General features: G+C 42.1%; 17 protein-coding genes and 3 pseudogenes. 17 read left to right on the forward strand and 3 right to left on the reverse strand.

Annotated elements, in window-relative coordinates; genetic code table 11:
* Positions 1-21: 21 nt before the first annotated feature.
* A complete protein-coding gene (locus WKT05_RS03790) occupies positions 22-753 on the forward strand; it encodes a copper amine oxidase N-terminal domain-containing protein (RefSeq protein WP_340412959.1) in 732 nt (243 codons plus the stop codon).
* An 81-nt stretch (positions 754-834) separates the two neighbouring features.
* On the opposite strand, the gene WKT05_RS03795 is transcribed toward WKT05_RS03790, so the two are convergent.
* Genes WKT05_RS03795 through WKT05_RS03805 form a run of 3 tightly spaced genes read right to left on the reverse strand, consistent with a single transcriptional unit; the run spans position 835 to position 4,377 of the window.
* Entirely contained in the window at positions 835-1,467 is a 633-nt protein-coding gene (locus WKT05_RS03795; RefSeq protein WP_340412960.1) for a response regulator transcription factor, read from the reverse strand.
* Positions 1,457-2,719: a sensor histidine kinase gene (locus tag WKT05_RS03800; RefSeq protein WP_340412961.1), complete on the reverse strand. Its 1,263-nt coding sequence runs from the start codon at positions 2,717-2,719 to the stop codon at positions 1,457-1,459. The genes WKT05_RS03795 and WKT05_RS03800 overlap by 11 nt, the downstream gene beginning before the upstream one ends.
* Positions 2,716-4,377 (reverse strand): histidine kinase N-terminal 7TM domain-containing protein, encoded by a 1,662-nt coding sequence (locus WKT05_RS03805; RefSeq protein ID WP_340412962.1) that lies wholly within the window; start codon positions 4,375-4,377, stop codon positions 2,716-2,718. Before WKT05_RS03805 ends, WKT05_RS03800 begins: the two co-directional genes overlap by 4 nt.
* A 262-nt stretch (positions 4,378-4,639) precedes the next feature.
* On the opposite strand from WKT05_RS03805, the gene WKT05_RS03810 reads away from it, so the two are divergent.
* The 16 genes and pseudogenes from WKT05_RS03810 to WKT05_RS03885 all read left to right on the forward strand — a co-directional run bounded on the left by WKT05_RS03810 (position 4,640) and on the right by WKT05_RS03885 (position 18,455).
* The gene (locus WKT05_RS03810) at positions 4,640-6,385 is read left to right on the forward strand and encodes an ABC transporter ATP-binding protein (RefSeq protein ID WP_340412963.1); all 1,746 of its coding nucleotides are present in this window, start codon (positions 4,640-4,642) and stop codon (positions 6,383-6,385) included.
* Entirely contained in the window at positions 6,382-8,103 is a 1,722-nt protein-coding gene (locus WKT05_RS03815; RefSeq protein ID WP_340412965.1) for an ABC transporter ATP-binding protein, read from the forward strand. Before WKT05_RS03810 ends, WKT05_RS03815 begins: the two co-directional genes overlap by 4 nt.
* 9 nt (positions 8,104-8,112) lie before the next feature.
* Positions 8,113-9,069: an AraC family transcriptional regulator gene (locus WKT05_RS03820; RefSeq protein WP_340412966.1), complete on the forward strand. Its 957-nt coding sequence runs from the start codon at positions 8,113-8,115 to the stop codon at positions 9,067-9,069.
* Positions 9,070-9,202: 133 nt separating this feature from the next.
* Positions 9,203-9,388: a hypothetical protein gene (locus WKT05_RS03825; RefSeq protein ID WP_340412967.1), complete on the forward strand. Its 186-nt coding sequence runs from the start codon at positions 9,203-9,205 to the stop codon at positions 9,386-9,388.
* 231 nt (positions 9,389-9,619) lie between these two features.
* A pseudogene (gene metG, locus WKT05_RS03830) lies at positions 9,620-10,102 on the forward strand (methionine--tRNA ligase subunit beta); the annotation flags it as partial.
* 63 nt (positions 10,103-10,165) lie between these two features.
* Entirely contained in the window at positions 10,166-10,447 is a 282-nt protein-coding gene (locus WKT05_RS03835) for a CD1845 family protein (RefSeq protein ID WP_019124101.1), read from the forward strand.
* An 83-nt stretch (positions 10,448-10,530) separates the two neighbouring features.
* Positions 10,531-10,635, forward strand: a pseudogene (locus WKT05_RS03840) (replication initiator protein A); the annotation flags it as partial.
* A gap of 402 nt (positions 10,636-11,037) precedes the next feature.
* Entirely contained in the window at positions 11,038-11,250 is a 213-nt protein-coding gene (locus WKT05_RS03845; RefSeq protein WP_340412996.1) for a FeoA family protein, read from the forward strand.
* Between the two features lie 40 nt (positions 11,251-11,290).
* A pseudogene (locus WKT05_RS03850) lies at positions 11,291-11,428 on the forward strand (FeoB small GTPase domain-containing protein); the annotation flags it as partial.
* Between the two features lie 58 nt (positions 11,429-11,486).
* Complete coding sequence (locus WKT05_RS03855; protein ID WP_340412969.1) at positions 11,487-11,882, forward strand: DUF4418 family protein; 396 nt, start codon at positions 11,487-11,489, stop codon at positions 11,880-11,882.
* On the forward strand, positions 11,882-12,586 hold the full coding sequence (locus WKT05_RS03860; RefSeq protein ID WP_340412970.1) for an ABC transporter ATP-binding protein: 705 nt from the start codon (positions 11,882-11,884) through the stop codon (positions 12,584-12,586). The genes WKT05_RS03855 and WKT05_RS03860 overlap by 1 nt, the downstream gene beginning before the upstream one ends.
* Complete coding sequence (locus WKT05_RS03865; RefSeq protein WP_215506911.1) at positions 12,561-13,898, forward strand: FTR1 family iron permease; 1,338 nt, start codon at positions 12,561-12,563, stop codon at positions 13,896-13,898. Before WKT05_RS03860 ends, WKT05_RS03865 begins: the two co-directional genes overlap by 26 nt.
* Before the next feature lie 142 nt (positions 13,899-14,040).
* Positions 14,041-14,706: an iron transporter gene (locus WKT05_RS03870; protein WP_340412971.1), complete on the forward strand. Its 666-nt coding sequence runs from the start codon at positions 14,041-14,043 to the stop codon at positions 14,704-14,706.
* Positions 14,707-14,762: 56 nt separating this feature from the next.
* Positions 14,763-16,025 (forward strand): Fe-S-containing protein, encoded by a 1,263-nt coding sequence (locus WKT05_RS03875; protein WP_215506907.1) that lies wholly within the window; start codon positions 14,763-14,765, stop codon positions 16,023-16,025.
* 8 nt (positions 16,026-16,033) lie between these two features.
* Positions 16,034-17,317 carry an ABC transporter permease gene (locus WKT05_RS03880; RefSeq protein WP_215506905.1) on the forward strand — a complete coding sequence of 428 codons (1,284 nt, stop codon included), beginning with the start codon at positions 16,034-16,036 and terminating at the stop codon, positions 17,315-17,317.
* On the forward strand, positions 17,307-18,455 hold the full coding sequence (locus WKT05_RS03885) for an ABC transporter permease (RefSeq protein WP_215506903.1): 1,149 nt from the start codon (positions 17,307-17,309) through the stop codon (positions 18,453-18,455). The genes WKT05_RS03880 and WKT05_RS03885 overlap by 11 nt, the downstream gene beginning before the upstream one ends.
* The last annotated feature ends 8 nt before the right edge of the window (positions 18,456-18,463 follow it).

Here is an 18,463-nt window from a genome sequence, read left to right on the forward strand (position 1 = left end):
CCAGGTCGAAAGGAGAAAATCATGAAAAAGACGGATCGCAGAAAATGGCTGTGGCTTTTGCCCTTGCTCCTCTTCAGCCTGGCCTTTAAGGCACCGAAGGATGTGACGATTTTAATTAACGGCGAAATCATCTCCACGGATCAGCCGCCGGTAATTAAAAATTCCAGAACCTTTGTGCCCGTGCGCGTCATCGCCGAAAATTTAGGGGCGCAGGTTTTTTATCTGAAAAATGAAAAAGCCGTCTCCATCGAAAAAGGCGACAAGCAGATCTATATTCCCATCGGAAAGAAAGAGATATGGATCAGTACGGCAGAGATGGCGGGGCCCGTGCCCTTAGATTCGGCGGCCTTTATAAAAAACAATCGCACCATGCTTCCCCTCAGAGCCATCGCCGAAATGTTCGATATGAACGTGGAATGGGACGGCGCGGCGCGGGCGGTGCGGATCACCGCCGCCGATCGGTATTTAAAAGCCTATGTCAACGCCGCCAATGCAGCGGATGAAGTAATCAGCCGACTGACAGCCACGGGACGCTTAGATAAAAGCTACTACGCCACGGACACCCGGCCGGAGCTTGCGGAATACAATCAACAGGAGATCGAGGGCTTTCTCGTCACCTTGCGCAAAGACAATCCCGTAGATCCCAACCTTACCGACCACGTCCGCCACATTTTTATTAACAAAACAGGCACCGCGATTTTAGAATACGATCCGCTGAGCAACGGATTTAAGCTCCTTCTCGGAGTGAATTGATCCTTGCGAAGAGTCCGCCGAGGCGGGCTCTTTTTTTGCTCAAATTCCGCCAATAAAAAACCGCGGAGGATTTCCGCGGCGTCATTGTTCACTTTCTTCGATGACAAAACCTGTGATTCGCGCCTGAATGGCCAGCTGGGTGCGGCTGTTAAAGCCGGTCTTGTCCATTAAATGCTGAACGTGGGTCTTCACCGTGTTCAGGGAGATTTCTAATTTCGTCGCGATCTCCTCGTTGCCGGCGCCGGTGGTCAAGAGACGTAGCACCTGAATTTCTCGAGGCGTAAATTCCGTGGATTGGGCGAGGCCCAGCTGAATCACCGGCGTGGCTTCGGGATAAATGGATTCCCCGGCCAAGGTGCGGTCGATGACCTCGAGAATACTTGCCTCCGATGCTTCTTTGTACCAAAAACTGTCGATGCCGATGGCCTTCGCCCGCTCCATCCAGGAGACTTCCGGCATACTGGTGACGGCGACGATTTTTATGTCCGGCCTCAACCTTTTTATCTTTTCCGCCGCATCCAATCCGTTGGAGCCGTCTTGCATGAGAATGTCCATAATCACCAAATCCAAATTCCGATTCAGGACATAGGTGTCGGCAAACATGGCCGTGTCTACGGAATAAACCACCTCGTAACCGGGATGGTTGTCCAGAATAAGGCGGAACAGTTCACGGGAGACAAATTGATCGTCGACGATCATAAATTTATAAGTCACGAAAACCTCCTTTGCTCCAGGATAAATCCAATTGGAAGAGCGACTCTCTGCGTACGGCCAGGGTGCCGTCGTAATAAGCCAAGCGTTGGCGCATATTTTTCAATCCGCCTTTTTCCTCCACCGGGCCCGTGGGCAAGTTGCCGTCGTTTTTAATGGTGCAGGAAAATGTGGCGCCGCGATCTTTTAAGGTGATCCAAATCTTTTTGGCGTGGCCGTGGCGAACGGCGTTGTTCAACGCCTCGTGGACCAAGTCCACCAAGAGGGCCTGATCTTCCTCCGACGCGAGCACGTCGCCTTCGACCATGACATCCACGCCGATGGCCTTCGCCGTCGAAATAAACTTGTCCCAAGCCGAGGTCGCTTTCGGCGCCTCATCTTCTTCGTCGAAAAGAATCAAACATTCCCGCCACAGGGTCTCCAGTCGGCGGCGATCCTCAGGCGTCTTCTCCGACTTTTCCAAATAGCGTCTGAAATAAATCAGGGCCTGACCTAAGCGGTCGTGGATTTTTATCTTGGCCTGTAAAATTTCCTTCTGCCGCGTGTATTCGCCGATTTTTTCTTGATACGCCTTTAATTCGGCATTCATCCGCTGATTGGCCCGGGTCATTTTCTCGATTTCCTCATAGAGCGCCCATTCCAGGGTCATGTCGTAGGCCAGGGTTTCCTTCACCAAGCCGTGGTGGATGATTTTAATCTGCCACACCTTGGAATTGCTTGCGATAATTAAAGGCTCCCGCTGCAAAATTTTTGTCCGCGGACGAATGCGATTGGCTTCGATGTCCCGCGCGCAGAGCAAGTCGTTGACGATCTTTTTGCCGAAGACTTGGTAGCTGATTTCCTGCATTTGGCGATTCACTAAAAGGGGCGTGCCGTCGAACTTTGAAAAACAAATGCCGTCGGGGAGATTGTCCACGCTTTCTTTCACGGAGTTTTCTCCCAGTTGAACCTTTTTCAGTTTGGAAAGCTTGCGGGCCAGGACGCCTTCTAAGAAGAGCAAAAGCAGGAGATAGGCGATGAAGGCGAGAAGGGGCGTGTGTAAAAAATAATCGGCTAAGTGGTAATGCCCGGTGCCCAGCTCCGCCACCACTTGGGCGGGAAGAAGTGCCGCCAAGACCAAGAGGGCGCTTGTGAAAAAGAGAGGCGATATTCGCAAGGCAAGGGCCGCGTCCACGGATAGATCCAGTGCCATGATAAGGATGGCGAGGCTCGCAATAAATAAAATAGCGAGCGCCGCTGTAGATAGATTCATCATCGTGGGTCACCGCCTTTTTTTACGGAAAAGCGCAGGAGAGAGAGCCCTTCCTTAAATTCCTCCGTAAAGGAGACGCCTTCGGAGGGGAGCACCGCTCGGATTTTTCTTTCCGGGGAGATTTGTTCTTCGCTTTCCACGTAGATCGAGAGCAAAAGCGATTCATCCTTTTCCTGAAAATGAATGAAAATCGCCTTAAGACAATGGAGATAAGCCTCTATGATCATTTGAAACGCGGCGTAAAGGCTCAGGCCTGCTGCGGCATCCACAGCGCCTGCCACGTCCCAGGTATTGGAGGTGACCACGCCTTTTAATCGCAGATAGTCTAAGGATTCGTCGAAGGCCAAACGCATTTCCGCCAGGGAAAGATCCGCTCTGTTTCTGGCAAGCAAAAAAAAATTGGAGAAGCGCTTAATATACACATTTAAGAGGCAGGCGTCCTTGAGGGCGTCTTCGTAAGCATCTTCCGCCTCGGGCAGGTGGGCCATAATGACTTTCAACTGAGCGAATTGGGGCTTGAGCTTTTCCTGAATGGCGTCGCGAATGTCTCGCTGCTCTTTAACCATGGCCATTTCTTCCTTCAGTTTATTGTTGGCCAGAAGCAATTCATTTTCGTTGAGCATTTCCTCGTTGACGGAGAGAAGTTGCGCTTTCAGGCGATTAAAATCCGTAAGGTCCACGAACCAAAAACAGCTGCCGCCGCCAATGGGCGAACTTTCGAGAAGGGTGTTTTCGTCCACGGCAATGGCGCGGTTTTCCGCTTCTCTTACTGCATCGGTGCTGACCTCCGGCCCCTTGTTGGGTTTCACGACGATTTGTCCCTTTAAATCCATCATGCCCATATTCAAGGAAGACAAGCTTAAAAAAGTGTCGTAGCCTCGATTGGAGGCGATGAGCCGCGTAAAAACCAAAGACTCGATAAAGAGAATGACCGTAAGGCTGTTAAACTCCGCGCTTTGAAAAGCGATTTTTACATAGTGAAAAGGCGGCCAGTCTACGATGTAGAGCACGGTGTAGACAAAGCACAGGGCCAAAACCCCTACCGGGGCGGCGATGGATTTCAGCCGCTTTTGTGCCAAGGACCGCTTCGATGTAATAATCAGGGTCAAGGCGGCGAGAAGAAGGATGTAGCCGTTGGTCATAAGGTAGACGGGGCCGTACTGCTTAAAGCCCGAGGCGTGGTCGTAGGACACGAAGACGAGGCCGTGGAAGTCGTTGGTTAAAATCAAGAGAATCAAGGTGGCAGTGGGAATCCAAAAAAGATTCCAACGCTTGTCGATGGGCTCGCGCTCCGATTTGCCTACGTAGAGGGACGTAAAAAAGACCAAGTGAACGGTGGTGAGAATGAAAAAATAATATATGTAGCGAATCCAACGAACGGCGGTGGCGGAAGTGATGAGGATTTCGTATTTTACCGTGCGGGTGGCCAAGTAGCCGACAAGCAAAAGGGCGATGAATTTAAATCGCCGGGCTACATCGGCGCGGAGCACGCGGTTTTCCATGTTTTTCGCCCAGAGAAGAAAGACCAGGGCGTAGAGAAAAAACACCAAAGTCTTTCCCGTAAAAGGCAAGGTGCCTCGGGCCTCCATGATCTGAATGGCGGCGGCCATGGCAATAAAAAGAATCGAGAAGATGTAGGTGGTGATCTCTTTTCGGTACATGGTGAACTCCTTCTGAGACGGCATGCAGGCCGCGCATCTTATAAAACACTTTGGTTCTTTATTATTATAGCAAGAAAAATTGCCCCATGGGCTTCATTTCCGCGGCAACCGGCCGGGTCGGCTTTCCATCGCCGGGCGTGCGTGGATTTCGTCAAACGAAATGAATAATTTCGTTTTTAGGAATAGACAGGGAGAGGGAAAATCGCTACACTGTGTTTAAAAGATAAAAGATAAGCACTATCATTAAAGAAAGGAGATCTATTTGAACACTTATCGCAAACTATTTGCTTACATACCGGAGAAGCGAAGCAACGGCTTTTTGTCGGCATTTTTTTCTATAGCCGCCGTTTGCTGTCATTTGTTCGGCTATTATTGTTTGTGGCTCGCCCTAAAGGCCATTTTTATTGAACAGGATTTTGGTGCGGGCAGCGACTATGCCCTCCGCGTGGTGGCGGCATTTATCGCCTACGGAATTCTTTATTTCCTCGGCACATGGATGAGCCACTTGGCGGCCTTTCGCTTGGAAACCCGCCTGAGGGAAAAGGGCATCGATCATCTCTTGACGGCGTCCAATACTTTTTACGACAAAAACCAATCGGGTCGCGTGCGCAAAATCATCGACGACAATGTGGAGCAGACCCACATGGCCGTGGCCCACTTGATTCCCGATCAAACCGTGGCCATTTTAACGCCGATCCTGATGTTTGTCGTCATCGGCCTGGTGGATTTGCGGCTGGCGGCCTTTTTCGGCGTCATCGTCCTCTTGTCGGGCTTCCTCTGCTTCAAAATGATGGGGGAAAAAGAATTTATGAGCGCCTACATGGAGCAGCTGGATCTGTTAAATGCCGAGGCCGTTGAATACGTGCGGGGCATGCAGGTGGTGAAGCTTTTTGCCGCACCCATCGTGAGCTTTAAGCGGCTATACAGCACCATCAACGATTACGCCGACATGGTTTACAACTACTCCATGTCCTGTCGCATTCCCTACGTCACCTTTCAGTGGCTGTTGAATTTATTTATCGTCGTGCCTGTTTTCTACGCCGTCTACCGCGTAGGCGCAGGGGATAACGGCGGCCTGTGGGCGGCAAAGGCCTTGTTCTTCGCGCTGTTTATGGGGATGTTTTTTGCCAACATTATGAAAATTATGTACGTGTCCATGTATCACGTGCAGGCCAATCGCGCCGTGGATACTCTGGAGGGCCTGTTTAAGGAGATGGAAGAAAAGAAAATGGTCTTCGGAAAAGAAAAAGACTTCGCAGACGGATCCATTACCTTTAGTCACGTAGACTTTTCTTACGAGGACGAAAAAATTCTCTCCGACTTCTCCCTCCGCTTAGATGCGGGAAAAATTTACGCCTTCGTCGGCCCCTCCGGCGGCGGCAAGTCCACCATCGCCAAGCTCGTCTCCGGGCTCTATCCGGTAAATAAAGGCGACGTGATGATCGGCGAGAAGCCCATGACCGCCTACGACAAAGAAGGGGTCATGGAAACGGTGGGCATGGTGTTTCAACAGGCGAAGCTTTTTGAAGGCCTCTCCATTTACGACAATGTCCGGCTGGCAGATCCCGAGGCAAGCCAAGAGGACGTGCATCGCGCCTTGGCCTTGGCCCGTTGTGAGGAATTCAAAGAGAAATTTTCAACAGGCTACGACACCGTCATTGGCGCCGAGGGTGTGAAGCTTTCCGGCGGCGAGTGCCAGCGGGTCGCCATTGCCCGGCTGTTTTTAAAAGATCCGAAAATCCTCATTCTGGATGAAGCTTCGGCGGCGGCGGATCCCGAAAATGAATACGAGATCCAAAAGGCCTTTTCCAATTTAATGAAGGGCCGCACCACCATCATGATCGCCCACCGCATGAGCAGCATTCGCGGCGTGGACGAGATTCTCTTTATCGAAGGGGGAAAGGTCATCGAACGGGGCAATCACGACGCCCTTATGAACGAGGACGGCCGCTACGCCCGCTTCGTCAACTTGTATCACGAGGCCAATGAATGGAGGATCGACGGATGAAAGAGTATTTACGCAAAACCTACGCCCTCACGGAACGGGGAGCCGACGGCCTGTGGCGGGCGACGGTTTACGGCTTTTTAAAAAACATTACCTACATGCTCCCTATGTTTCTCCTAATGTATGCCACCAACGGCCTCTTGGGCTTCGGCGGCTTCAACATGGCTTACGGCGCTCTCGGCTTTGTGCTTATCGGCGCAGTGATGTTTCTGGCCATTAACAAGGAGTACCACACCACTTTTAACGAAACCTATAAGGAATCGGCGAACTTGCGCATGGAGATCGCCGAGGGAATCCGGCAATTGCCCCTGTCGTCCTTTAACAAAAAGGACTTAACCGACGTGTCCCAAACCATGATGAAAGACGTGGAGACCATCGAGCACGCCCTGTCCCACTCCGTGCCCACCTACTACGCCTTTCTCGCCACGGTGATCGTCATCGGCATCATGCTTCTTATCGGCCAACCCCTTCTGGGGCTCGCCGTCTTGGTGCCCATTGTGCTCAGCATTTTTCTCGCCCAATTGTCCCGGCAAATGCAGGCAAAGGTCTCGAAGAAGTATTTTCTCAGGCAGCGGAAAATGGCGAAAGCCTTTCAAGAGCTCATCGATATGCACGAGGAAATTCAGTCCTACCATTTGAGCGAGACGAAAAAAAGCGAGGCGAAGCGACTGGCGCGGCGAAACGAAGCCGTGCACATTCGAACGGAACTGGGCCAGGCATTGCCCGTCACCTTTTCTGGTGCAGTCAGCTTCTTGTCTCTGGGCTTTGCCATGGTGGTGGGCACCCGCCTGCTGCAAAGCGGCACCATCAACGTGCTCTACTTTGCCGGCTATGTCTTTGCGGCGGCCCGCCTCATCGACGCCACCACCGCCTTCACGATGGCCCATGCGGAAATCGCCTACATTTCGAGCAGCGTCGATAAAATCAAAAGCTTGGTGGACGCACCGAAGCAAACCGGAAGCCCGACGGCCCTGGAGCATTTCGACATCGTCGGGGATCATGTGGACTTCTCCTACGACAAGAAAAAGAAAGTCATCGACGCCATCTCCTTTGAAGCGAAGCAAAATACGGTAACGGCATTGGTAGGTCCCTCGGGCTGCGGCAAATCCACCTTGCTGCGCTTGGTGAGCCGCCTCTACGATTACGACGCCGGCCATATGACCGTGGACGGCAAAGAGCTTTCCTCCATTCAAACGGAGGATCTGTTTAAGCACGTGTCCATGGTCTTTCAAGACGTGCTCCTCTTCAACGGCTCCGTCTTCGATAACATTCGCATCGGAAAATACGACGCCACGGAAGAAGAGGTCTACGAAGCGGCGAAGCAGGCGGGCTGCGACGATTTCGTGAAGCAATTGCCCCAAGGTTACGACACAATCATCGGCGAAAACGGCTCCCGCCTTTCCGGCGGCCAGCGGCAGCGGATTTCCATCGCCCGCGCCTTTTTGAAAGATGCACAGATCATTCTTTTAGATGAAATCGCCGCGTCCTTGGATGTGGAAAACGAAAAGTACATTCAGGAATCTTTGAATCGGCTCATAAAAAACAAAACGGTGATGATTATTTCCCACCGCATGAAATCCATCGAAGGGGTTGATCAGATCATCGTGATGAAAGAGGGAAAAATCGAAGCCTGCGGAGGCCACGAGGCCCTTTTGAAAGAAAGCCCCACCTACCGCACCATGATCGAAAGCTTCGAGCGCTCCGATGCCTATGTCTATTAGGAGAAAGCCATGACAAATTTAGAAGATTGGGTTGACGGCGTTGAGTCTTGGGGCTTTCGCGTCGTCGATTACGACGAGGACACCATGTATTTTGAAGGCATTGAAAGGGACGAGGACACCATGGTCACCTATCGCATCGCGCCGGGCGTCTTCGTCGCCTACATCAATATAAAAAGCCGCTATCACTCGGAAAATGCCGTCCACAGCGGCAGGCGGGGCTATCGAATCGCTTATTGCCTCAACGGCAATTACTACACCCACATTAACGACAGCAAGGTCTTAATCACATCGAGCGAAGTTTTTGTCGGCAGGGCCATTCCCGAATCCAAGGCCTCCTACGGCACTCAAGAAGGCATCGTCGCCTTTAACATGATGGTGGCTCCCGATGAAATCGAGGGACGCACGTTTTTGGCGGATCTGTCCCGAGAGTTTGTCGATGTGGTAAAAGAGATCAAAGACATAGGCTTTACGGTGAAGCGAAAAGATGCCCTGGACGAAGCCCGCGGCTTAATCGAAGCCTTGGCAAAAGCCGATCGCGCAGGCATCGGCCTGATGGCCTTCAGGCTGCTCGCCACCATTTCCAAGGAGCAGGTGAGCGCCAATCGCAAGCGCTATTTCCAAGAGACGGAAGATGAATTTGTGGCGGAAATGGAGCAGTATTTACGGGAAAATTTAAAGGAGCCCATAACTTTAGAACAGATGGAAGAAACCTTCGGTTGCTCCAAATCCACGATCATTAATAAATTCATCCACACCTGCCAATACACCCCCATGAAATACTTGGCCAATTTGCGCATGATGGAAGCGGAGCGGCAATTAATCGACACCAATGCTTCCATGACCTACATCGCCGAGTCCGTGGGCTACGACAACCCGTCGAATTTCTCTCGTGCCTTTAAGCAGTTTACGGGCTTGTCTCCGTCGGCCTACAGAAAATGCTTCGGCCAATCGAAAAATGACAAATAAAAAAGCAAAGCCAACGTATAGAATGATAGAGTGACCCCATAAAGTATTCCACATTCGAGTGCGAATTTCCCATTGACGAATCTGCAATAAATATATAAAATAAAAAACACAATTGTTTAATAAAGGAGGAATTATGAACCAGAGAAGTCGAATTTGTCTTTATACCATCGCCTTGTCCTACATTCTCTTGCAATTGGTAAGGCTATGGCTCGAGTATTTCAGTGCTTCAATGGGCGGCGTTCCTTCTTATTTTGCGTTGCCCCTTGTGCCCGTCGGATTGGGCTTAGTCTCATGCCTGTTGGGTGAGAAAAAAGAATAAGTTGTCTAAAGGCGTCATCAGCCTTGTGCGGAACATTGCTGCGGCGTCGCATTCCACGAAAGACTTTAAAGGATCCATTGATAGTCAATCCTCAATGGATCCTTTTTTATAATGAGAGAACACGATTCGACTGATGTTACAAAGGTTGATAGACAAATAAAAAAGGAAGACGGCTATCTTCCTTAATCCTCTTCGTGGACGCGTTCCCGAAGGGGTTTCTTTTTTTTCAGGCTTTTGTTTTTCCCCACAATGAAGCCAATAGGCTTAGAAAAGGCAGAAAATGGGGGTTTGTCAAAAGAAACTTACGAAACTTACGACAAACTTACGACAGAAGAAATTGACCTTTCAAAAGTGAAAGTTGAACCATTATTTGAAGATATGGTAGACTTTGAAACTTTCTCAAAATCTGATTTTAGAGTTGTAAAGGTTAAATACTGCGAAGAAGTTCCTAAGTCAAAAAAACTTTTGAAATTTACATTAGATGATGGTTCTGAAAAAGAAAGAGTTATTTTATCTGGTATTAAGGAATATTACAGCGCAGAGAGCTTAATTGGAAAGACACTACTTGCAATTTGTAATCTTCCTCCTCGTAAGATGATGGGAATCGACTCAGAAGGTATGATTATATCTGCAATTTGTGAGTATGACGGTGAAGAAAAACTTAACTTAATAATGCTGGATGATAATATTCCAGCAGGATCAAAATTATATTAAAGGACACGCTAATTATGAAACTGGGGTTTGTTATGAATCCCAGTTTAATTTTTAGGAGTATGTATGAGATGGATAATTAGAATAATTTTATTACCGATAAGATTAGTGTTTAGTTTGCTCATAGCTTTTTTAACCTTCATATTAAGTTTGAGTACTGCGTTGTTAAGCGTAGTTTCTACTTTGATTTTTATAATTGGAATAGCTAGCATTTTTCAAGGAGACAAGCAAATTGTAATTGAAGCACTAATATTAGCATTTTTATTTAGTCCATTTGGATTACCTAAATTAGGTATATATGTTATTGGATTATTAGAATTATTAAACTATACAATAAAATCAATTTGAAGAAAAATAAATATAAGACAACCGTAGACGATAGAAAGCAATAATTCTGTCGTCTTTTTTTATTTTAAAGAGAGGAGGTAGGAATGAATTTTGATTATTTTTATAATAGGCAATCTGAGATGTATAACTTCATTAGGTTACCTATGGTATTAATGGAAGATGAGATTTTTAAGAGCATTTCTATTAAATAAATTATTTTGAGAATAAGTTTTACTTATAAAATTACTAAAAATTACTATCTAACAAAAAATAAACGAGCTTTTTTATTAAAGTTCTTCTATTATATAGGTCAATAAAAAAGAAAATTATAATATACAAGGCAACATAAGAAAGATAAATTAAAAATATTCTCAATCTAAAAAATATGCCTTTTTTTTAAAAAAAACTGAAAAATTGATTTGAAATTTTCAATTTCCTATGTTACAATAGTTACGAAAATGATAATCAAATTCAAAGATTAGTTTATTTTAATAAAATTAAAACTAGAAACGAGTGGTTAGATGCTTAGCTTAGTAATGGCACCCTTAAATGTTAATTATAAGATTTTAAGGATTAAGTCTTTAGGAGATAGTAATGTAACTGAGTCCCACCTGGCGAATCTTGGTTTTGTCAAAGATGCAGTTGTAGGAAAATACTACATCGTTAAAAAAATCAATGGTTCTGGTCCTTTGAAAAGAAGGATAATGGACATGGGAATTACAAAAAATTCAGAAATTCACATAAGGAAGGTGGCGCCACTTGGAGACCCTGTGCAAATTAATATTAGACATTATGAACTTAGCATTAGAAAAGCAGATGCTTAATTAATTGCAATTGAAGAAATAGAAAAGAAGGAGGACTAAGATGGCTATTGCTATTGCACTTGCCGGCAACCCTAATAGTGGTAAGTCAACACTTTTTAACGGCCTCACTGGTTCCAACCAATATGTTGGTAACTGGCCAGGGGTAACTGTTGAAAAAAAGACTGGTAAGTATAAAAAATAACACGTTTTTATACTTACAATGTTATTGATAAAGATAAGTAGAAAGGATGATTAAAATGAGTAGAAAGAAGATTTTAGGATATATTTCAGCTATTATAGGTTTTTTGTTAGTGCTTGCACCAAAATTTATAACACCCGTTTGTCCTCCTATGGAAAATGGGATGTTCATGAAATGCCATTGGATGGGAAATATGACTATAGGTATTGGCGCAGTCATTTTAGTATTAGCAATTATTCTTATTGTAGTTAAAGATTCAAAAATATCTTTAGGATTATCTATTTCAAATATAGCAATTGGTATTTTAGAGATACTAAACGCTCATGTGCTTATTGGTGGATGCATGAAAGCCGATATGGCTTGCAGAGCAAAAACCATTCCGTTATGCACATTGTTGTCATGTATATTGGTTTTAGTTAATATTTATTATTGTATGAAAGAAAGACATTCATAATGGAATCAATAATTGAAACTGAAAATTTAAGCAAGAGTTTCAAAAGAGGTTCTAATACACTTTTTGCTGTTAAAAATGTAAACTTTACCTTGAAGGAGGGAGATTTTGTCAATATAATTGGCAGAAGTGGTTCCGGGAAGTCAACTTTTTTAAATCTTTTGTCTGGTTTATTAAAACCGACTGAAGGTAAAATTTTTGCTAAGGGCAAAAATATAAGTGATTTTTCTGATAGAGAAATTAGCAAATATAGGAATGAAATCATAGGTTTTGTGCCACAAAGTCTAGGAACACTTCCAAATTTAAATGTTTTAGAGAATGTGTCTCTTCCTTATTATCTATTTAAAAGAGATGAATCTGCATATGAAAAAGCAGCTATGCTCCTTGATTTGATGGGAATTTTGCATCTGAAGGATGATTTTGCTAAAAATTTATCTGGAGGAGAGCTAAAAAGAGTGCTGATAGCCAGATCTATGATTAATTCGCCGGAACTTTTGATTTTAGATGAGCCAACAAGTGATTTGGATAAAAATACTACTATGGAGATAATGGATTTATTAAAAAAAATAAATTCTAAAGGTACTGCACTTATTATAGTTACTCATGAGCTTGATATTTTAAAATATGGCAATACACTTTACCAAATGGAAGATGGAAGTTTAATAAAGAAGGAGGATAGAGATGAATTTATTAAAGAAAATGACTAGCATTTTTGCAATTATGGTAATCATGATTAGCCTCACTTCCATGTCTGCTTTTGCAGCAGAAACAAATTATGGTAACTGGGTTGAAGTCGCTGATGCTATGTCAGAACATTTAGAAAAAGCTGTGGAAGTTTACAAGCCTGGAGATAAGGATGCTAAAAAAGCAGCCACAGATGCAGTTAATGTAGCTTACTTTAAATTCTATGAAAAAATTGGATTTGAAAAAACAACTATGACTGCAATTTCAGGCCAAAGGGGTTCAATGGTTGAACATCAATTTTACAGAGCAAAAAATTCTATCAAAGCAGATGCAGACCCAAAAGAAGTTAAAGATGAAATTGATGCACTTATAACTTATCTTCATGAAGATGCCCATACTCTTGATGGAACCTCTGGAGATTCTAAGTCCAGTGGTCAAAGTCAAGAAGATGCAAATAGCCTTTCAACAGGTCAATTGTTTGGAGAGCTGCTAAAAAGATTTGGTACATTTTTTGCAGTTCTTGGACTTACACTTCGTGAAGGACTTGAAGCCATTTTAGTTGTAGCTGCCATTGCTGCATATTTATCAAAGACTAATAATAGAATTTATTTAAAAGGTGTATATATTGGAGCCTTGCTAGGCATTGTTTTTTCAGCAGTCCTAGCTGGAGGATTTAATATCATCGCCAATACAGTGGGAGAAGTTGAGTCTGGAATGGGACAAGAAATATTCGAAGGAATTGCGATGTTTCTTGCCGTTATCGTACTATTTTATGTATCCAATTGGATGCTTTCTAAATCTGAAGTTGAAGTTTGGAATAGATACATTAAAAACAAAGTTGAACAATCTGTTTCCAAGGGTAATTATTTTGCCTTATCTTTCACTGCATTCTTAGCAGTAGCAAGAGAGGGTGCAGAACTTATTTTGTTTTTCCAAGGTATGAGAACAGGCATTTCTGATAATCCAATGCATATGTGGATTGGACTTTTAGTTGCCGCCATAATACTTGCAATTGTATATTATTTAATTGCTAAAGTTTCTGTAAGGCTACCATTAAAACCATTCTTTACATTTACTTCTTGGCTAATGTTTATACTTTGCTTATCTTTCTTAGGAAAGGGCATAGGAGAATTACAAGAAGCAGATGTAATTGGCAGAACTATAGTTCCTTGGATGAATGGATGGTCTGCTGAAGTTATAGGTATATACGATAGGTATGAAAATCTCATCCCACAAATTATTCTATTGGTAGTAACCATTGCTTCTGTTATTTATCAAAATAATAGAAACAAAAAAATTAGAGCTGAGCTTGAAGCCAGCCAAGAAAAAGAATAGGAGGATATATAGGTATGAAAATCTCATTCCACAAATTATTCTATGAGTAGTAACCATTGCTTCTGTTATTTATCAAAATAATAGAAACAAAAAAATTAGAGCTGAGCTTGAAGCCAGCCAAGAAAAAGAATAGGAGGATATTATGTTAAAAAAGAAAAGTTTACTTCTTGTTGTTATGACGCTTGTGTGCGCATTAATGTTTACAGCTTGTGGTAAAAAAGAAGATACAAAAGCTAATAATACAGCTAAAACTTCTACAGAAGAAAAAACACCAGCTGAAGGAAACAAGAAAGAAGCAGGAGATGCAAAAGCTGCAGCTCCAGGAGAAGATGCAGGATTTGAAGAATTTCCAATTGGCGATGACCAAACTAAAGGACCTTTAGTAATCTCTGGTGTATATTTCCAACCAGTTGATATGGAACCAGCAGGAAACTCAATTCCTAAAGAAGAAGCTGACTGCCATATTGAAGCTGACATTACAGCGTCACAAGAAGGTTCAACATTAGGTTATGGCGTTGGTGATTTTGTTCCATGGTTAAAAGTAAAAGCTTATTTACAAAAGAAAGGTTCAGACCATGTTCAAGAAGTTTCTTTCATGCCAATGAACGCATCTGATGGTCCACACTATGGTGCAAATGTTAAATTTGACGAAGGTGTTGGCGTTTATAATGTAAAATTTGAAGTTTCTGCACCAGGCAATGACTACTTACTACACGTAGATAAAGAAACTGGTGTAACAGGTAGATTCTGGACAGAACCACTTGTTGCAGAATGGACTGACTTCGAATGGAACGGACCACAATGGTAAAGTTTAAAAATTCATAATATTTATAAGGGGAATTTATGTTCCCCTTATATACATATATGGGGGGTGAAATTATGTTAAAAATTTTTATTACAGTTATGGAGGCGGGAATAGCCTTTTCTCTAATGATTTCTTTAATACTTGCCTATTATACAACTAAAGAGAGCAAATATAAAAAGTATGTTATTATAATTTCTTTAGTTTTAGGGGTAATTGCAGCAATTGTTTCAATAATTATAAGAAATATACCTAATTTTATTAATAGAACAGAATTGAATTTCTGGTCTATGGTACCCATAGTTATCTCAGTATTTTTAATATTAATTTTTATGATATTTGAAGATAAGATAAATGCTAAAATTTATGATAATTTCATTTCATCATCGGTTGTTGTCTATCTTGTAGGAATTTGTTTTTATTATTTACCGTATGTATTTAACCAATCAAACAAATTTGTATATTATGGCGAAAGTGCTGTTTCAACTATTGTACTTTTTAGGATTTTAGGCTTTGTTTTTGGGATAATCATGATGATTTTATCAGGGCTTGCCATATACAAGTCCTCAGTTAAACTTGAAGGTAAAAACTTAAAGATTGTAGTTTTTTTTAGCTTGATATGCTCGGGTATCAGCCAATTTAATATCATAATTCAAAGGTTTTATTCTAAAGGGATTATTCCTAGAAATGTTAACTTTTTTAGAGTTATTGCATTTATAGCTAATCACGAAAATGTGTTTTTATATGCAACAATGTTAATTATGATAGCTATTCCAGTAATTTTATATAAGCAAAATATTAAAGTTAATGAAGATTATAGCAATAGGGCTCAGTTAAGAAAAATAAAGTATAGAATGAAGAATAAAAGACATTGGGCAATTTTTTTCCTTGTCGTTCTATTTATTAATACTTTTTCATTAACGTTTGGAAAGGCATATGCTAATAAGGAACAGGCCCTTTCACCACCTGAAGATTATCAAACTGAAAATGGAATGATTGTTATTCCTTTAAGTAGCTTAGAGGATATGCATTTGCACAGATATTTGTATAAGGCAGAAGATGGTGTACAAATGAGATTTTTCTGCATTAAAAAATCAGAAGGTTCCTATGGAGTTGTACTTGATGCCTGCGAGATATGTGGTCCATCTGGATATTTTGAAAGAGGCGATGATGTTATTTGTAAGTTGTGCGACGTTGTAATGAATAGGGGTACAATAGGTTTTAAGGGTGGATGTAACCCGATACCTTTCCCATACATTGTCCATGATAAAAAGATAAAGATTGCGCCAAAAGATCTTGACGCATTGTCTTATGTATTTAAGTAGGAGGGCTTATGTTTTGGAGAATAGTTAAAGGAGCGCTTTTTAGACAAAAGGGAAAGATGGCTCTTATTGCATTTACAGTTGCCCTCGGAGCTTCTCTTGCCACTTCAATGTTAAATACCATGCTCGGTGTTGGGGATAAAGTTAATCAAGAATTAAAGACCTATGGAGCAAATATTAATGTATTGCCTAAGGAAGCTTCCCTTCTTGATGATTTGTATGGCATGCAAGAAAAAGAGGGGCAGGTTCAAAAATATTTAAAGGAATCAGAACTTCCTAACATTAAAACTATTTTTTGGGCTTACAATATTGTAGACTATACGCCATATCTTAACACTTGGGTTTCTTGTAATAATGATTCTAAACATACTAAGATGGTAGGAACATGGTTTAATAATCATATGAATTTGCCTACTGGAGAATCAGTTGATACTGGTATGATTAGACTTAAAAACTGGTGGGAAGTTCAAGGCGAGTGGTTATCAGAAAATGATAGCGATTCAGTTATGCTTGGAAAGATTTTTGCAGACAGAAATGGATTTAAAGTTGGTGATGAAATCCAACTAAAAAGCAATAATTTAGACAAAAAATTTAAAGTTAAGGGTATTTTCTCATCAGGTTCTGATGAAGATGCATTTATATATTCTACTTTAAAAACAGCACAAGAATTTGCTGGAGTTACTGGAGTTGTAAATAAAGTTGAAGTATCAGCTCTTACTACACCAGACAATGACTTAGCAAGAAAGGCTGCCAAAAACCCACTATCTTTAACTATTAAGGAACGGGAAGTATGGTATTGTACAGCTTATGTTTCTGCTATTTGTTATCAAATAACAGAAGTAATGACTGATTCTGTAGCTAAGCCAATTCGCCAAGTTGCAGAAAGTGAAGGAGATATTTTAAATAAGACTACGCTTCTTATGGTTTTAATTACCGTATTAACTTTGATTGGTTCAGGCTTTGGTATTTCTAATCTTATTACAGCATCTGTAATGGAAAGATCTAATGAAATTGGACTTCAAAAAGCTATAGGGGCGTCAAATGGAAGGATAATTTGCATAATTCTTGTGGAAATAATTTTGACAGCGATATTTGGAACAGTTATAGGTTACGGTGTTGGTCTGCTACTTACTCAGATTATTGGTCTAACAGTTTTTGGCTCAGCAATAGCTCCAACAGCTATGGTAGTTCCCATTGTAGCAATACTTATTATTCTTGTTACAATATTGGGGTCAATACCAGCTATAAGATACCTTTTGAATTTAAATCCAACGGAGGTACTACATGGCAGATAAACAAAGTAAAAATAAATTTTACTTAAAAATGATAATGACTTCCTTGGCAAGGAGACGTGCAAGAATGTTAACAGCACTACTTGCTATAGCTATGGGAGCAACAATTATTTCAGGACTTGTTACTATTTACTATGATATTCCTAGACAAATGGGTAAGGAGTTTAGGTCTTATGGTGCAAATATGTTGGTAATTCCCACTAACCCTGATAAAAAAATCACCAATGAACAGTTAGATGAAGTTAAATCGTTAATTCCTTCAGGAAAGCTTGTCGGTCAGGCACCCTATATTTACACAAATGCAAAAATTAATGAACAACCTTATATGCTTGCAGGTACAGATTTAAAGGGAGCGAAAGAAAATTCTCCGTACTGGCTTATTGACGGTTCATGGCCTGAAAAATCGAGAGAAGTTTTAATAGGTAATGAAGTTTCAAAGGCTTTGGAATTAAAAGAGGGAGATAAAATTATTATAAATACTCCCAAAGTTAATGGAGAAGGTTCTATAGATACTAATTTTGTTGTTTCAGGAGTTGTAACAACAGGTGGTAAAGAAGAAGAACTTATTTTTATGAGTATTGATGATATTTCACAGCTTGTTAAAGACAAAGATTTTGATGTCGTAGAATATTCAATAGAAGCTGAACAAAATGAACTTTCAAAAATAGTATCAAATATTTCACAAAAGGATGGATCTCTAACTCCACAAATGGTAAAAAGAGTTACCGCCTCACAAGATATAGTTTTGAATAAATTACAAGCTCTTGTCTTCATTGTAACGATAATAGTATTATTCATAATGATGATATGTGTATCCACAACAATGATGGCAGTTGTAACTGAAAGGCGTAAAGAAATAGGTCTTAAGAAAGCTTTGGGCGCCACAAATTCGTCAGTAATCGTTGACTTTTTAGGTGAAGGAGCATTTTTGGGGGTTTTTGGTGGACTTTTAGGTGTTGCATTAGGATATATATTTGCCAATAGAGTAAGTATTTCGGTATTTGCTAGAAAGGTAAGTTTCTTGCCTCTTTTAGTACCTATGACAATTATTGTCTGTATAGTAATAACTATAGTTGCATCTTTAATACCAGTATCTAAAACTGTTGATATTGATCCAGCTTTAGTGCTTCGTGGAGAATAGAAAGGAAT

Origin of the sequence: Peptoniphilus sp. HCN-40583, from assembly GCF_037892835.1 — a bacterium.
Classification (GTDB): Bacteria; Bacillota; Clostridia; order Tissierellales; family Peptoniphilaceae; genus Aedoeadaptatus; species Aedoeadaptatus rachelemmaiella.

Excerpts from the sequence above, each read along its gene's own strand:
- WKT05_RS03790 (WP_340412959.1), top strand. The coding sequence starts at position 22 with ATGAAAAAGACGGATCGCAGAAAATGGCTGTGGCTTTTGCCCTTGCTC.
- WKT05_RS03800 (WP_340412961.1), bottom strand. The coding sequence starts at position 2,719 with ATGATGAATCTATCTACAGCGGCGCTCGCTATTTTATTTATTGCGAGC.
- WKT05_RS03805 (WP_340412962.1), bottom strand. The coding sequence starts at position 4,377 with ATGTACCGAAAAGAGATCACCACCTACATCTTCTCGATTCTTTTTATT.
- WKT05_RS03815 (WP_340412965.1), top strand. The coding sequence starts at position 6,382 with ATGAAAGAGTATTTACGCAAAACCTACGCCCTCACGGAACGGGGAGCC.
- WKT05_RS03820 (WP_340412966.1), top strand. The coding sequence starts at position 8,113 with ATGACAAATTTAGAAGATTGGGTTGACGGCGTTGAGTCTTGGGGCTTT.
- WKT05_RS03825 (WP_340412967.1), top strand. The coding sequence starts at position 9,203 with ATGAACCAGAGAAGTCGAATTTGTCTTTATACCATCGCCTTGTCCTAC.
- WKT05_RS03835 (WP_019124101.1), top strand. The coding sequence starts at position 10,166 with ATGAGATGGATAATTAGAATAATTTTATTACCGATAAGATTAGTGTTT.
- WKT05_RS03855 (WP_340412969.1), top strand. The coding sequence starts at position 11,487 with ATGAGTAGAAAGAAGATTTTAGGATATATTTCAGCTATTATAGGTTTT.
- WKT05_RS03860 (WP_340412970.1), top strand. The coding sequence starts at position 11,882 with ATGGAATCAATAATTGAAACTGAAAATTTAAGCAAGAGTTTCAAAAGA.
- WKT05_RS03865 (WP_215506911.1), top strand. The coding sequence starts at position 12,561 with ATGAATTTATTAAAGAAAATGACTAGCATTTTTGCAATTATGGTAATC.
- WKT05_RS03870 (WP_340412971.1), top strand. The coding sequence starts at position 14,041 with ATGTTAAAAAAGAAAAGTTTACTTCTTGTTGTTATGACGCTTGTGTGC.
- WKT05_RS03875 (WP_215506907.1), top strand. The coding sequence starts at position 14,763 with ATGGGGGGTGAAATTATGTTAAAAATTTTTATTACAGTTATGGAGGCG.
- WKT05_RS03880 (WP_215506905.1), top strand. The coding sequence starts at position 16,034 with ATGTTTTGGAGAATAGTTAAAGGAGCGCTTTTTAGACAAAAGGGAAAG.
- WKT05_RS03885 (WP_215506903.1), top strand. The coding sequence starts at position 17,307 with ATGGCAGATAAACAAAGTAAAAATAAATTTTACTTAAAAATGATAATG.